This window comes from Pantoea sp. IMH (assembly GCF_000599885.1).
GTDB lineage: Bacteria > Pseudomonadota > Gammaproteobacteria > Enterobacterales > Enterobacteriaceae > Erwinia.
This window is the reverse complement of the sequence record NZ_JFGT01000002.1, coordinates 1-14,573: the sequence shown is the minus strand read 5'-3', so window position 1 is coordinate 14,573 and position 14,573 is coordinate 1. Positions and strand designations below refer to the sequence as shown.

Genomic DNA, 14,573 nt, shown 5'->3' with positions numbered 1-14,573 from the left:
GACGCCGTTCCTGCCTGAGATGCTTTACTTCCCGTCCCTGTTTTCTCGCTTTACGTTTGTTATTAACCTGAAAACCTAGGTGATAACTATAAGCTTTCAGGGTTAAGCGAGTTATGCACCCCAGTAATGTGGATCATCCGCCCGCGTCGGAAAAGTAAACGTTCCGCGCGGGCGTCTGCTGAATGCCCGGCACTAAGGCCAGGCATAACGCGGAACGCTGTGCGCCTTAGCCGATGGTCATCAGGCTGGCATTACCGCCCGCCGCAGCGGTATTGACGCTCAGCGAACGCTCAATCAGCAGGCGCTCCAGCAGAAGATTAGTCTCTCCCCGCGCAAAGCCCTGTACGGAGACAATCGCTCCTTCACGTTCCGCCACCGTTTCACAGACTACCCGTAGCTGATCGGCATCGCCGTGATAGATCACCGCATCAAAGTTGGTCTGTTGTCCCAGCGGCTGGTCAGTAAAGTCGATCCGCTTCTGCACTTCCTGTGGCAGTGAACGGAGCAGCGTACGATGCAGTTCATCCTCTGGCCAGAGCGCCCGGCTGCCTACCGCAGTGATGGCAGCCAGCTGGGTCAGCGTATCTTCCTCATTGTCTGCCAGGCAAAGCACCCGCTCGCGCGGCAGCAGGGCGAAGGTATTACGTTCGCCTGTTGGTCCCGGCAGTAAACGTACCGTTCCGCCCTGGCCCAACTCAGCGTAGTGCATGCAGAGCGCGGCCAGCGCCGGCTTCTCTTTTGCCCAGCCGGTCAGCGCCTGATGCGGCGTCAACAGAGTCTGGCGCAGCGAGGCGTCTACCGGACGTTCACTGTCCTGACGGTCAAGCGTCTGACGTAACGCGCCATCCGGACGGTGAGAGAGCAGGCGATAGAGATAGAGAGGCCCACCCGCTTTCGGTCCGGTACCGGAGAGGCCTTCACCGCCAAACGGCTGCACGCCGACCACGGCACCGACCATATTGCGGTTAACGTACAGATTACCTACATGGGCGCTGTTGGTGACCTGGGTGATGGTTTCGTCAATGCGGGTATGTACGCCCAGCGTCAGTCCGTAGCCGGTGGCGTTAATCTGCTCAACGATCTGCGGCAGCGTGTTACGCGTGAAACGCACCACATGCAGCACCGGTCCAAATATTTCTTTATCCAGATCGGCCACGTTGTTCAGTTCAATCAGCGTTGGCTGCACAAAAGTGCCGCTCTGCCACTCCTTGCTGTCCTGCTGGTTTTGCACCACGGCCTGATAGACGTTCAGCCCTTTGCTGCGCATCGCCTGGATATGTCGCTCAATATTCTCCTTCGCTTCCGCATCGATAACCGGGCCGATATCCGTGGAGAGCCGCTCCGGATTACCCATACGACATTCGGCCATCGCGCCACGCAGCATCTGCAGCGTGTGATCGGCCACGTCCGCCTGGACGCACAGCAGACGCAAGGCAGAGCAGCGCTGGCCCGCACTGTCAAACGCGGACGCGACGATATCCATCACCACCTGCTCGGTCAGCGCGGAGGAGTCGACGATCATGGCGTTCATCCCGCCCGTTTCCGCAATCAGCGGCGTTGGACGCCCCTGAGGATCGAGGCGGCCCGCCAGGTTACGCTGCAGCAGGGTGGCCACCGCCGTTGAGCCGGTAAACATCACGCCGCGAACGCGGGGATCGCCAGTAAGCTGCGCGCCCACGGTTTCACCCAGACCTGGCAGCAGCTGCAGCGCACCGGCCGGTACGCCCGCTTCATGCAGTAGCGCCACGGCTTCAGCCGCGATAAGCGGGGTCTGCTCGGCGGGCTTCGCCAGTACGCTGTTGCCCGCCGCCAGCGCGGCGGCAATCTGACCGGTGAAAATCGCCAGCGGGAAGTTCCACGGGCTGATGCAGACCACCGGCCCCAGCGGACGGTGAGTCTCGTTATCGAAGTCGTCGCGCACCTGGCCCGCGTAGTAGTAGAGGAAGTCGACCGCTTCGCGGACTTCGGCGATGGCGTTGCTGAACGTTTTACCGGCCTCGCGCACCAGAATGCCGATCAGGCGCTGAAGCTGACCGTCCATCATCACGGCGGCGCGTTCCAGGATCGCGGCGCGCTCTTCCGGCGGCGTGGCGAACCAGATCGGACCGGCGCTCTCAGCCGCATCCAGCGCGGTGGAGACATCACGCTCGCTTGCGTACTGCACGTAGCCGACGATATCGCCTGGATCGGCAGGGTTAATGACCGGCAGCCGTTCACCATCTTCCAGGCGACCGTCAATCATTGGCAGCGCCAGCCAGGGCTGGGCTGCGCTGTTGAGCAGCGCGCTGGAAAGCGAGGCGAGACGATGTTCGTTCGCCAGGTCCAGACCTGATGAGTTCACGCGTTTGCTGCCATAAAGGTCGTGCGGCAGCGGGATTTTAGGATGCGGCAGGCCGATCGCGCCTTCTTTAGCCGCCAGTTTTTCCACTTCTTCTACCGGATCGGCCACCAGTTCATCAATCGGCAGCGTCTGGTCAGCGATACGGTTCACGAACGACGTGTTGGCGCCGTTTTCCAGCAGGCGACGAACCAGGTAAGCCAGCAGCGTTTCATGCGTGCCGACTGGTGCGTAGATCCGGCATGGGCGGTTCAGCTTGCCGTCGGCCACTTTGCCCACCACCTGCTCATAAAGCGGTTCGCCCATGCCGTGCAGGCACTGGAACTCATACTGTCCCGGATAGTAGTTATTACCCGCCAGCTGATAAATGGCCGCCAGGGAGTGGGCGTTATGGGTGGCAAACTGCGGATAGATCAGGTTTGGCACCGCCAGCAGTTTACGGGCGCAGGCGAGATAAGAAATATCGGTGTAGACCTTGCGGGTATAGACCGGATAGCCCTCCAGCCCCTCCATCTGGGCGCGTTTGATTTCACTGTCCCAGTAGGCGCCTTTCACCAGCCGGATCATCAGGCGGCGACGGCTGCGCTGGGCCAGATCGATCAGGCCATCGATCACAAACGGGCAGCGTTTCTGATAGGCCTGAATGACGAAGCCGATGCCGTTCCAGCCTTCCAGCTCCGGCTCAAAGCAGAGTTTTTCCAGCAGGTCGAGAGAGATCTCCAGCCGGTCCGCCTCTTCGGCATCGATATTGATACCGATATCGTAGGAGCGCGCCAGCAGCGTCAGGGATTTGAGAACAGGGTAGAGCTCGCTCATAACGCGATCGTATTGCGCCCGGCTGTAGCGCGGATGCAGGGCGGAAAGCTTAATTGAGATCCCCGGACCTTCATAAATGCCGCGTCCGTTGGAGGCTTTACCGATGGCGTGAATCGCCTGCTGATAGGAGACCAGGTAAGCTTTGGCATCTTCGGCAGTCAGTGCCGCTTCTCCCAGCATATCGTAAGAGTAGCGGAAGCCTTTCTCTTCCAGCTTGCGGGCGTTGGCCAGCGCTTCGGCGATGGTTTCGCCCGTCACAAACTGCTCGCCCATCAGGCGCATCGCCATATCCACGCCTTTGCGGATCAGCGGCTCGCCGCTTTTACCGATAATGCGGTTAAGCGAGCGGGAGAGGTTCGCTTCGTTATGGGTGGCGACCAGGCGACCGGTGAAGAGCAGGCCCCAGGTGGCGGCGTTCACAAACATCGACGAACTGCGCCCCAAATGCGACTGCCAGTTACCGTTGCTGATTTTATCGCGGATCAGGGCGTCGCGGGTTGGCTTATCAGGAATGCGCAGCAAGGCTTCTGCCAGGCACATCAGGGCGACGCCTTCCTGTGAAGAGAGTGAAAACTCCTGAAGCAGACTTTGCACCATACCGGCGCGTCCGGTTGCCCCTTTCTGGTGCCTCAGCTTCTCAGCCAGCTGATGTGCAAGACGGTAAGTGTGCTGTGCGAGCGGGGCAGGCAGGCGGGCCTGCTCAAGGATCATCGGCACCGCTTCGGTTTCAGGCCGGCGCCAGGCTGAAGTAATGGCTGCGCGGGTAACCGACTGCGGCAGGATCTGCTCCGCAAAATCCAGGAAAGGCTGTCGGGACTCTTCTTCCGGGCGCTCCTCGCCCTCCGATGAGACGGACTGAACGGGGAATTCAGGCAGGGTGGTGCCTTTTTCCAGCTGCTCAAGGTAGTTGAAAATCGCCTGCTTGATTAGCCAGTGTGGGGTACGGTCAATCTGACCAGCGGCCAGCTTGATGCGCTCACGCGTCGCATCATCCAGCTTCACGCCCATAGTAGTTGTGGCCATGCCTGAAAACTCCTTCATCGAAATCGTCGTTGTTAGCGAGCAATATCACTTAAGTTGCAACTTTGTGCAACCGTGTTAAATGTGACCGCCCACGCAGAGTTATTATCCGACGCACCTAAAGCGGCACGCTTATTGCTGCAATCTCCTTGCCAGGTGATGCAGACCCTTATTCTTCGCGGCTGGAAGCGATTTCTGCATCAGGTGCAACCCTGCAAATGTGATCCAGTACAACCTGTTGAGAAATGTCCTGTGACGAAGGGTGAATTTGCTGTAACTGATGTGTTAAATGATTTGTGCGAGTAGTTGCTTTACGGCAGGATACTCCGCCTCGGGAGCCAGGAAGTCGCACCGTTACGTTCCGGCGATGCGATACAAGCCCGACGCGATAGCGCGTTTACAACAATAAGTGGAGAAACTGGATGACAGTAAGTACACCCATGATGGTGACCTTTTGCGTTTATATCCTCGGCATGGTGCTGATTGGTTTTATTGCATACCGGTCTACAAAAAACTTCGACGATTACATTCTTGGCGGCCGCAGCCTGGGCAGTGTGGTCACCGCACTCTCTGCTGGCGCATCCGATATGAGCGGCTGGCTGCTGATGGGCCTGCCTGGTGCGATTTTCCTCTCGGGCATCTCAGAAAGCTGGATTGCCATCGGTCTGGCGCTGGGCGCTTACCTTAACTGGAAATTTGTGGCGGGCCGGCTGCGCGTGCAGACTGAACATCACGATAACGCCCTGACGCTGCCGGACTTCTTCTCCAGCCGCTTCGAGGATAAAAGCCGGATGCTGCGCGTTATCTCGGCGCTGGTGATTCTGGTCTTTTTCACCATTTACTGCGCCTCAGGCATCGTTGCGGGCGCGCGGCTGTTCGAAAGCACCTTCGGCATGAGTTATGAAACCGCGCTCTGGGCCGGGGCTGCGGCGACCATCCTTTATACCTTCCTTGGCGGATTCCTGGCGGTAAGCTGGACCGATACCATCCAGGCCGGATTGATGTTTTTTGCGCTGATCCTGACACCGGTCTTTGTGATCCTGGCGGTGGGCGGCCTCAGCGATTCGCTGGCGGTGATTGAGGCGAAGAGCGTTGAAAACCTCGATATGCTGAAAAATCTTAACTTTATTGCGGTGATCTCTCTGCTGGGCTGGGGGCTTGGTTATTTCGGTCAGCCCCATATTCTGGCGCGCTTTATGGCGGCGGATTCGCATCGCTCCATTCGCAGCGCTCGCCGTATCGGCATGACGTGGATGATCCTTTGCCTGATCGGCGCTGTGGCCGTGGGTTTCTTCGGCATCGCCTACTTCCAGAACAACCCAGGCCAGGCCGCTGGCGTTTCGGAAAACGGTGAGCGTATCTTTATCGAGCTGGCCCGTATTCTGTTTAATCCCTGGATCGCCGGCATTCTTCTCTCCGCTATTCTTGCTGCGGTGATGTCGACGCTGAGCTGCCAGCTGCTGGTCTGCTCCAGCGCGCTGACGGAAGATCTCTACAAAAACTTCCTGCGTAAAAATGCCTCACAGCGCGAGCTGGTATGGGTAGGGCGCCTGATGGTGTTGGTGGTTGCACTGGTGGCGATTGCGCTGGCGGCGGATCCTGACAACCGCGTCCTGGGCCTGGTCAGCTACGCCTGGGCTGGTTTCGGCGCGGCGTTCGGACCTGTGGTACTCTTCTCCCTGATCTGGAAGCGGATGACACGCAACGGTGCACTGGCGGGGATGATTATCGGCGCGGCGACCGTGCTGATCTGGAAACAGTACGCCTGGCTGGACCTCTATGAGATCATTCCGGGCTTCCTGTTTGCCAGCATCGCTATCGTGGTGGTCAGCCTGATGGGACGTGAACCTTCGACGGCAGCGCAGCAGCGTTTTGACGCGGCGGAAGCGGAATTTAAAGCTCACTAATCCTGCCTGACAATGCCGGGCATTATTGCGATGTCCGGCATCACTCATCCTCAAGCTTCATATCCACAGCGCAGCGAGTCCGGGACTATCACCCTGATAGTTGCTGTCCCCCTTTGTTCATTTTCCGAGCCATGGCGATCTGTCGCTGCGAACCTTCGCAAACACCAACGATACGGTGACCTATGCTCCGTGCGATATTTTTAAACATTCGCCAGGTTTGCTCAGTATACGCTGGATGCGTGAAGGTTTTATTTCCGAACATGCCGCGCGCCGCAGAGGAAAGGAGAGGCCGATCAACTCAGCCTGCCGGATTGACAGACGGGGGGGGTATATCAAGCCAGCCGGCGGCCGTTATTTCTTTGTCCTGCCGGGCGCCAGCGATAATAAACATTATCCCGGCCAGGCTTTACTGGAGGCCTGAACTATTAACCCTCGGACCTCCCGTCACGCGGGAGGTTATTTTTTAAGCAAATTAAAACGCCGCTTTTTCATCGCCTCCGCGACGAGTATTTCTTATCAAAACGCGTACGCACTTTATAGTTATCATGTTGATTTAAAACTTAATACTATTTATTTTCGCGGATTGTTCCGCATTATAAATTGCCGTTGTTTATTATCAGGTAAAATAGATGTTGCATTCCTGTCGGGATCTGTTGCAATTTAAACACGACGGCAGATAAACGCATTAACTGAAGCCTCAGGGAGATCGCGAATGGTAAAGTCCTTCCACGGACAACAGCGTCAGAACATGATCACCCGCGCCTTGATTTGTGAGGCCGCTCTGGCTCCGCCGTCTCTTTTCTCTCTTGTTGTTATCCACATTCAGCACGCATTATTCAGCATTCCGGTGTCTGAACAGGCTCGTGCTTTGCCAGACACTTTTACCCACGGCCAGACAAGGCTTACAAGGAAGCCACCACAAAACCTCTAAAGCGTTCACGTAATCGCATCTGCGTCAGATGCGGGAGATGAAACCAACTGTAAGGTGCCACTATGGGAAGACAGAAAGCAGTGATCAAAGCTCGTCGTGAAGCAAAACGTGTGCTTCGTAGCGATTCACGCAGTCATCGTCAGCGTGAAGAAGAATCGGTCACCTCGCTGGTGCAGATGGGCGGACTTGACTCAATTGGCATGGCGCGGGATTCCCGCGATCATTCGCCGATCGAAGCCCGTAATGACGCTCAGGCGCACTATCTTAAAGCCATAGAAAGCAAAAAACTGATTTTCGCCACCGGCGAAGCAGGTTGTGGTAAAACCTGGATAAGCGCTGCGAAAGCAGCCGAGGCCCTGATCCATAAGGATATTGACAGGATTATCGTTACGCGACCGGTACTACAGGCGGATGAAGATCTGGGATTCCTGCCAGGAGACATCTCCGAAAAATTCGCCCCTTATTTCCGTCCGGTCTATGACGTTCTGGTTAAACGTCTGGGTTCTTCCTTTATGCAATATTGTCTGCGTCCCGAGATTGGCAAGGTGGAAATCGCGCCCTTTGCTTATATGCGCGGACGTACCTTCGAAAATGCGGTAGTGATCCTTGATGAGGCGCAAAATGTCACCGCCGCTCAGATGAAGATGTTTCTGACGCGCCTTGGGGAAAACGTGACGGTCATCGTCAACGGCGATATCACCCAGTGTGATTTGCCGGCCCACGTTCAGTCCGGCCTCGGCGACGCGCTCTCCCGCTTTGAGGAGGACGACATGATTGGCGTGGTGCGTTTTGAGCGGGAGGATTGTGTGCGCTCAGAACTCTGTCAGCGCACGCTGATGGCCTACAGCTAACCCGAAGCAACGCAGACAGAGCCCGGATATCACGTCCGGGCTTTTTTTATGCCCGGCAATCCGCTCACGGGCGGCTAAACGGCTTTCTGGTTTCCCTTTTAGCCAGCGGGGCCATCCATGGCAACGTGGGTCAGGGAAGCTGAGGATAAACGCCAGGGCCAATCGGTAACCCCAGCATATACCAGGCGAGCAGCAGCGCGATCCAGCTGATAAAAAAGATCAGCGGATAGGGGAAGATCAGCACGTAATAGGTGCCAAGCTTCGCCTCTTTCATATAGCGTTGCAGAAAGGCCAGAAACAGGGGCAGGAAAGGGGACATCGGCGCCAGCGGCAGCACGGCGGAATCGGCGATACGGAAAATCATCTGCGCAAAGGCGGGATGGAAGCCGAGCAGCATAAACATCGGCACAAACACCGGCGCGAGAATCGACCAGATTGCCGATCCGCTGGCGATAAACATACAGAGAAAGGCGGAGAGAAATATCAGGCCGAGAAACGCAGGTACGCCGCTGATTTCTGCACTCTCAAGCAGGTCGGTCAGGCCAATCGCCATAAACTTGCCCATGTTGCTCCAGTTAAAGAACGCCACGAACTGCGAAAGCGGAAAGACCATGACAATAAAACCGGCCATATTTTTCATCGGATCGATCAGCAGCTGCGGAATATCATCCGGACGCCGGACCTGCCGGGTGACCACGCCATAGGCAATCGCCACCACAAAGAAAAACAGGATGATAACAGGGACGATGCCCTTAATAAAAGGCGAAGGAATGACCGAGCCGGTGGCAGGATCACGCAATGGCGCGTTCTCCGGTATTACCAGGAGCGCAATTAATGCAATAAACAGCAGGGCGGCAATGCCAGCCGCGCGGAGACCGCGGTTCTCCAGCGGCGTTAAGGCGGCAAGCCGTTCATCGCTGCCTTCGTTCCATTTTGGCAGGCGCGGTTCAATAAATTTGTCAGTCAGCAGCGCGCCGACAAGCGTCAGCAAAATCACTGACGCCGCCATAAAGTACCAGTTATCAATGACGCTGACCTGCACCGTATCGCTTACGGCTTTTGCCGCTTCGCTACTGATCCCCGAGAGCAGGACGTCCGTAGTGACAATCAGCAGATTGGCGGTAAACCCCGACCCCACACCAGCGATTGCCGCCAGTAAACCGGCCACCGGATGACGCCCGACGGCCAGAAAAATCAGCGCGCCAAGCGGCGGCATCACCACTAATGCGGCGTCCGACGAAATATGACTGAAAAAGGCGATGAACAGCACCATATAACTGGCGTAACGGCGGCTGACGTGTGACGCCATTTTCACCATCAGCGCCTGCAGCAGGCCCACTTTTTCGGCCAGGCCCGCGCCGATAACCAGCGCCAGGATCGATCCCAGCGGCGTAAAGCTACTGAAGTTATGAATGATGTTCGGCATAATCCACTGCAGGCCGGTGACGCTCAGCAAATTTTTCACGCGCACCAGCTCGCCGTTCGAAGGATTGACCACGGCCATATCCAGCGCATCAATGATGGCCGTTGCCACCATCAATATGCCAGTCAGGTAGACAAAGAGTAAAAAGGGATTGGGCACTTTATTGCCGATGCGCTCAATCCAGCTGAAAAGCTTTCCGGGGCTGCGATTTTCCGTTGCTGCTTCCATTCCTGTTTCCTCATCATGTGTTTGCAATCTGTTTTTTTTATGTCGGTACGCATCCGCAGACGCGTCCGGTGCTCAAACGGCGAGTTTTGAAGGGCTGATGCCTTCCGGGATGGGACATTGATAAGGCTGCGCCTGGCGAGCCTGGTCAAATTCGGCGCGGCAGCTTGCCAGCGCCTCAGGATTTTCCAGCAGCGTGAGTGTGGTCGCAGCCATCACTTTAGCGGCTAATAACATGCCCTTATGCGCGATGCTGGTGCGGCCCTGCGCGACCAACTGCCACGTGTGAAGCGGCGTACCGAAGGTGAAACAGGGCGCAAAGCACTGCGCCGTTGGCGTCATCCAGCTGACATCTCCGACATCCGTCGAGCCATACAGCAACGCCTGCGTGATCTGGTAGGGAGCGACCTCATCCATGAATAGTTTGTCGCACTGCTTTTCGATCCACGCCTGACCCGCTTCCCCGCCGGTACGTGCTGCGTTAAGTCGCGCATTGCGCAGATCGTCTTCGCTCAGCGTGGCACGGATCTCTGCGGCAAAGGCGCGCTCTGCATCGCTGTAATCGGGTAAACCAAACTGATGCAGAAAACCGACCATTACCGCTTCAAGCGCCCGGTTTGGCCGGTAGTTGGAGCAGGCCTTATCAAAGCGCACCGTTAATTGTGTGTCAGTCATCAGCGCCGCACCTCTGGCGATATTGATAACGCGCTGATAGATAGCCTGCGCCTGCGGCAGCTCAGGTGCGCGGATCAGGTAGAGCACTTCCGCGTCAGCCTGGACCACATTTGGCGAAACGCCGCCGCTGTTGGTTACGGCGTAATGCAGACGCGCCTCCTGCACGATGTGTTCACGCAGAAAGTTAGCGCCGGTATTCATCAGCGTCACCGCATCCAGCGCGCTTCGTCCCAGATGCGGCGAGTTAGCGGCATGCGCCGCCACGCCTTTAAACTGAAACGCCGCCTGAATATTGGCCAGCGTACTGAGGTTAAACATGCCGCTGAAGCCTTCCGGATGCCACGTAACGGCGGCCTCCACATCGTTGAACAGGCCTTCACGCACCATAAAAGTTTTGCCCGATCCGCCTTCTTCACCCGGACACCCGTAAAAGCGGACCGTTCCGCCAGTGCTGTTCGCCTGCATCCACGCCTTAACGGCAAAGGCGGCGGCCAGCCCGGCGGTGCCAAGCAGGTTATGACCACAGCCGTGACCGTTACCGTTTTCCACCAGCGCTTCAGGTTGGGCACAGGCGGCCTTCTGGCTGAGTCCGGCCAGCGCATCGAACTCCCCAAGGATGGCAATCACCGGCCTGCCGCTGCCGAAGCTGGCGATAAAAGCGGTGTCGAGACCGCCCACGCCGCGCGCCACCTCAAAGCCTTCTTCTGCCAGCGCATCCGCCAGCAGGGCGGAAGAGCGGGTTTCGTCAAACCGGGTTTCCGGTACGTCCCAGATGGCATCGCTGAGGGCGCTGAAACGCGCCTGATGCTGCGTGATGTAGTCGGCAATAAAGGGTGCAATCATCGGGTGCCTCCAAAATCTGTCTGGTTTAACGCCAGCGTGGAAAGAAGAGTGACGGCGGTTGCCATGACCTGCTCATCAAAATCGAATTTTGCGTTGTGATGACCGGCTGCCAGCTCACAACCGAAAATCACGTAAGAAGCTTGTCCGCCGTGCTGCTTAACGCGTTCCATCATGTAAGTGGCATCCTCCGATCCGGCGGCCTGCGGTTTACGATCCACAACCGACTGAAAGAGGCCAAGCGCGTCAGCCTGCTGGTGAATAAAATCAACCCAGGGCTGAGTGGGCGTACAGCTACGCGCCGCGCCCATCAGCTTCACCTCGTAATCGACGCCATACATCGCCGCAGCACCGGCAATAACCCGCAGCGCCTGCTGGTAGATATCATCGTTGACCTCATTACTGGCCCCGCGCGTTTCAACCTTCATCAGTGCGCAATCGGCGACCACATTGCGGCCCGTTCCTGCCTGTAATACGCCAACGTTGACGCGCGCCACGCCGCCGCTGTGCTGGGTCAGGCCATGCAGGGCGAGTGTCGCCTGTGCGGCGGCAAGCAACGCATTACGGCCTTCTTCTGGCCGGCCACCGGCATGGGCGCCCACGCCGGTAAAGCTGACATCCAGCTTGGTGGTGGCCAGAAAACTGTCGCTGCCGCAGACCAGCTCGCCTGCCGGTACCCCCGTTCCGAGATGGATGGCCGTAAACAGATCAACATCATCCACCACGCCCGCCCCGACCATCGCCTTCGCTCCCCGCACGCCTTCCTCTGCGGGCTGAAATATCAGTTTGAAGGTGCCGCTGAGCCGATCTTTCATCGCCATAAGCACGGATGCGACACCAAGACCTATCGTGGTGTGGCCATCATGACCACATGCATGCATCATGCCGGGATTGCAGGAGGCGAAGCCCTCCCGCTGCGGGGGATGATCTGCTGCCTGGCTTTCATTTAAATCCAGCGCATCCATATCCACGCGAAAACCCATCACCGGACCGGGACGACCGGTTTCGAGCGTCGCCACGATGCCGCAAAAACCGCCTGAAAAGTGGGACAGCCACTGGGGAAGCGCACCTTGTTCCAGCGCACGCGCCTCCTGCTGTTTTATCACGTCGGCTGAAGGCACTCCCATCCGCGCACCAGCATCAATAACCTCGCGGCCCAGCCGCAGCTGATAGCCCAGATTGTGCAGCACCTCAGCAACGTGAGTTGCCGTACGGAATTCCAGCCAGCCGGATTCAGCATAATGGTGGAAATCTCGCCGCCACCGTTGCATCTGTGGCATCAACGCGCTGACGTGGTCTGAAAGTGTTTTCATGAGTGATATCCTTAGTGATGGTTTTTTAGGCACACCCTGGAATCTACACAATGGAAAAGTGGCGCATAAGATGCGAATATCTTCTGCTTGATAAATAATGGTTATCACATAAACGATGCCTGCTAATTTCAAACTTCATCAGCTACGCGCCTTCGTCGATGTCGCCCGGCAGGGCAGCATTCGCGCTGCCAGCCGTTTTTCAGGCCTTTCGCAACCTGCGCTTACTAAAGCCATTCAGGAGCTGGAACGGGTGGTGGGTGCCAGACTATTCGTTCGTCATCAGCAGGGGGTGGTGTTAACGGATATTGGTGATAACTTTTTTCGCCATGCCAGCCTGGTGTTTGAAGAGTTGCGGGTTGCCCAGGAAGATATCCAGCAGCGACTGGGATTAAGCGGGGGGCAGGTCAATATTGGCGTTGGCGGCAGCATAGCGCGCACCATCATGCCGCAGGTGATCACGCAGTTTCATCGTGAATATCCATTGGTCAATGTGCGGATCGTTGAAGGGCAGCTGGTTTCTATGGTGACTGAACTGCGGCAGGGAGCGCTGGATTTCACTATCAATACTTACGATCAACATCATCTTGATCAGGAGTTAGTTTACGAGCGGATGATGGAGCGTGAATATAAAGTTGTGGTGAGGAAAGGACATCCGCTTGAACACGCACGTTCGCTGGCAGAGCTTCAGCAATGCAACTGGACAATGCCAACGCCGAAAGGCAGTTATTATCGTTTGCTTCACGATCTTTTTGGCGAGCGGGACATGGCGCTGAAAATTAAGGTGACGTGCGAGACGTTTATGGCCTGCATAAGCCTGGTGGCACAAAGTGATTTTGTCTCAATATTGTCGGTGGATGTGATAGACGACCCCATCCTGGGACGGCAGCTGGTGGCGCTTGATCTGGATGAGCCGCTGCCCAGGGCAACCTTTTATCTGATTCAGCGAAAGGATACCGCGCTGACGCCGATGAGCAGTTATATGGCGCAGCTTTTTCGCCGTTATTGTCAGTAGAATTGCTGCTCAGACGGTTTTATCCGCTGATGCGGGAGTCTGACAGCCGCTCAGTAAGCTGGTCTGATGGCCCGATAATTCAGCATATAAGGGCGGTGAACAGATAAACTGGGTTTCTGCAACAGGGATAGGCAGCGAAGCCTCTGAATAAAGTTTACGGCAACCTGGTGGTTTGTCTCTTACCGGCGCTGGATGATGCAGCTGCCTTAACCGTACGCAAAAAAAGCCTGAACTTTCGCTCGGGCTTTCTCTTTAAATATGGCGGTGAGGGAGGGATATCACGAGGCACATGTCCGTCTCGTCCATGTGCCTCGCCCTGCGGGCAGCGGAGCTGTGCAAAACGGCAGGGGTTGCCGTTTTGTCGAACCCTGTCGAGTGTTCTCACCCTCCCTCATGGGGAATAGGCATAAAAAAAAGCCTGAACTGTCGCTCAGGCTTTCTCTTTAAATATGGCGGTGAGGGAGGGATGTCACGAGGCACATGTCCGTCTCGTCCATGTGCCTCGCCCTGCGGGCAGCGGAGCTGTGCAAAACGGCAATCCCTGCCGTTTTGTCGAACCCTGTCGAGTGTTCTCACCCTCCCTCATGGGGAATAGGCATAAAAAAAAGCCTGAACTTTCGCTCAGGCTTTCTCTTTAAATATGGCGGTGAGGGAGGGATTCGAACCCTCGATACGTTGCCGTATACACACTTTCCAGGCGTGCTCCTTCAGCCACTCGGACACCTCACCATATTTTATACTGCTTCGCCCTCAGGGGCGACGGGGCGCTACTATAGGGAGTCGGACGGGTAGGGTCAAGCAGAATTTTTTCCTTTCGTTATATCTGGTTAAGGCGTGAGCGGATCTGTTTAGCGTCATCGAAATACAATTCAATATCGGCAACTTACAGGCTCTACCTTTGCGTATGACCGGAAGTGTGTGCTTTTTTAATTAGCTTGATGATATTGCTGAAGTTACGAATGCGTTATCTGAAAATGAAAAGCTAATGATAAGCCGGGTCGCTGCCGCAGGGAGGCGGCAGCGAAGCCTCCAGGGAAGGATTGACGGCGTCCCGGTGTTCTGGCTCTTGCCGGAGCCGGTCTCCGCTATCACAGAGAATACAACCAGACTACTCAGCAGCTCATTTACCGGAGCAGAACCACGGAACCGCCTTAACACAGGCATAAAAAAAAGCCTGAACTGTCGCTCAGGCTTTCTCTTTAAATATGGCGGTGAGGGAGGG

General features: G+C 56.5%; 7 protein-coding genes, 1 tRNA gene and 1 pseudogene. 4 read left to right on the top strand and 5 right to left on the bottom strand.

Going from position 1 to position 14,573, the window contains the following annotated elements; genetic code table 11:
* Positions 1-226: 226 nt before the first annotated feature.
* Positions 227-4,177, bottom strand: a complete 3,951-nt coding sequence (gene putA / locus EA20_RS0100110; protein WP_024964891.1) for a trifunctional transcriptional regulator/proline dehydrogenase/L-glutamate gamma-semialdehyde dehydrogenase — start codon at positions 4,175-4,177, stop codon at positions 227-229.
* A 419-nt stretch (positions 4,178-4,596) separates the two neighbouring features.
* On the opposite strand from putA, the gene putP reads away from it, so the two are divergent.
* The 3 genes and pseudogenes from putP (at position 4,597) to phoH (ending at position 7,863) form a co-directional block, all read left to right on the top strand.
* Positions 4,597-6,081, top strand: coding sequence for a sodium/proline symporter PutP (gene putP / locus EA20_RS0100105; RefSeq protein ID WP_024964890.1), 1,485 nt, complete (start codon positions 4,597-4,599; stop codon positions 6,079-6,081).
* A gap of 130 nt (positions 6,082-6,211) precedes the next feature.
* Positions 6,212-6,379: pseudogene (locus EA20_RS21025) on the top strand (deferrochelatase/peroxidase EfeB); the annotation flags it as partial.
* A gap of 695 nt (positions 6,380-7,074) precedes the next feature.
* The gene (gene phoH / locus EA20_RS0100090) at positions 7,075-7,863 is read left to right on the top strand and encodes a phosphate starvation-inducible protein PhoH (RefSeq protein WP_024964887.1); all 789 of its coding nucleotides are present in this window, start codon (positions 7,075-7,077) and stop codon (positions 7,861-7,863) included.
* 130 nt (positions 7,864-7,993) lie between these two features.
* On the opposite strand, the gene abgT is transcribed toward phoH, so the two are convergent.
* The 3 genes from abgT to EA20_RS0100075 form a co-directional block, all read right to left on the bottom strand.
* Positions 7,994-9,514, bottom strand: a complete 1,521-nt coding sequence (abgT, locus tag EA20_RS0100085; RefSeq protein ID WP_024964886.1) for a p-aminobenzoyl-glutamate transporter — start codon at positions 9,512-9,514, stop codon at positions 7,994-7,996.
* A gap of 72 nt (positions 9,515-9,586) precedes the next feature.
* Positions 9,587-11,029 (bottom strand): M20 family metallopeptidase, encoded by a 1,443-nt coding sequence (locus tag EA20_RS0100080; RefSeq protein WP_024964885.1) that lies wholly within the window; start codon positions 11,027-11,029, stop codon positions 9,587-9,589.
* On the bottom strand, positions 11,026-12,339 hold the full coding sequence (locus EA20_RS0100075; protein WP_024964884.1) for an amidohydrolase: 1,314 nt from the start codon (positions 12,337-12,339) through the stop codon (positions 11,026-11,028). The genes EA20_RS0100080 and EA20_RS0100075 overlap by 4 nt, the downstream gene beginning before the upstream one ends.
* A gap of 115 nt (positions 12,340-12,454) precedes the next feature.
* On the opposite strand from EA20_RS0100075, the gene EA20_RS0100070 reads away from it, so the two are divergent.
* A complete protein-coding gene (locus EA20_RS0100070) occupies positions 12,455-13,351 on the top strand; it encodes a LysR family transcriptional regulator (RefSeq protein WP_024964883.1) in 897 nt (298 codons plus the stop codon).
* Positions 13,352-13,992: 641 nt separating this feature from the next.
* On the opposite strand, the gene EA20_RS0100065 is transcribed toward EA20_RS0100070, so the two are convergent.
* A tRNA-Ser gene (locus EA20_RS0100065) sits at positions 13,993-14,080 on the bottom strand.
* Positions 14,081-14,573 lie beyond the last annotated feature (493 nt).

Bases quoted from the DNA above. Each gene is read 5' to 3' on its own strand.
- EA20_RS0100075 (WP_024964884.1), bottom strand. From the start codon at position 12,339: ATGAAAACACTTTCAGACCACGTCAGCGCGTTGATGCCACAGATGCAA.
- putP (WP_024964890.1), top strand. From the start codon at position 4,597: ATGACAGTAAGTACACCCATGATGGTGACCTTTTGCGTTTATATCCTC.
- putA (WP_024964891.1), bottom strand. From the start codon at position 4,177: ATGGCCACAACTACTATGGGCGTGAAGCTGGATGATGCGACGCGTGAG.
- EA20_RS0100070 (WP_024964883.1), top strand. From the start codon at position 12,455: ATGCCTGCTAATTTCAAACTTCATCAGCTACGCGCCTTCGTCGATGTC.
- EA20_RS0100080 (WP_024964885.1), bottom strand. From the start codon at position 11,029: ATGATTGCACCCTTTATTGCCGACTACATCACGCAGCATCAGGCGCGT.
- abgT (WP_024964886.1), bottom strand. From the start codon at position 9,514: ATGGAAGCAGCAACGGAAAATCGCAGCCCCGGAAAGCTTTTCAGCTGG.
- phoH (WP_024964887.1), top strand. From the start codon at position 7,075: ATGGGAAGACAGAAAGCAGTGATCAAAGCTCGTCGTGAAGCAAAACGT.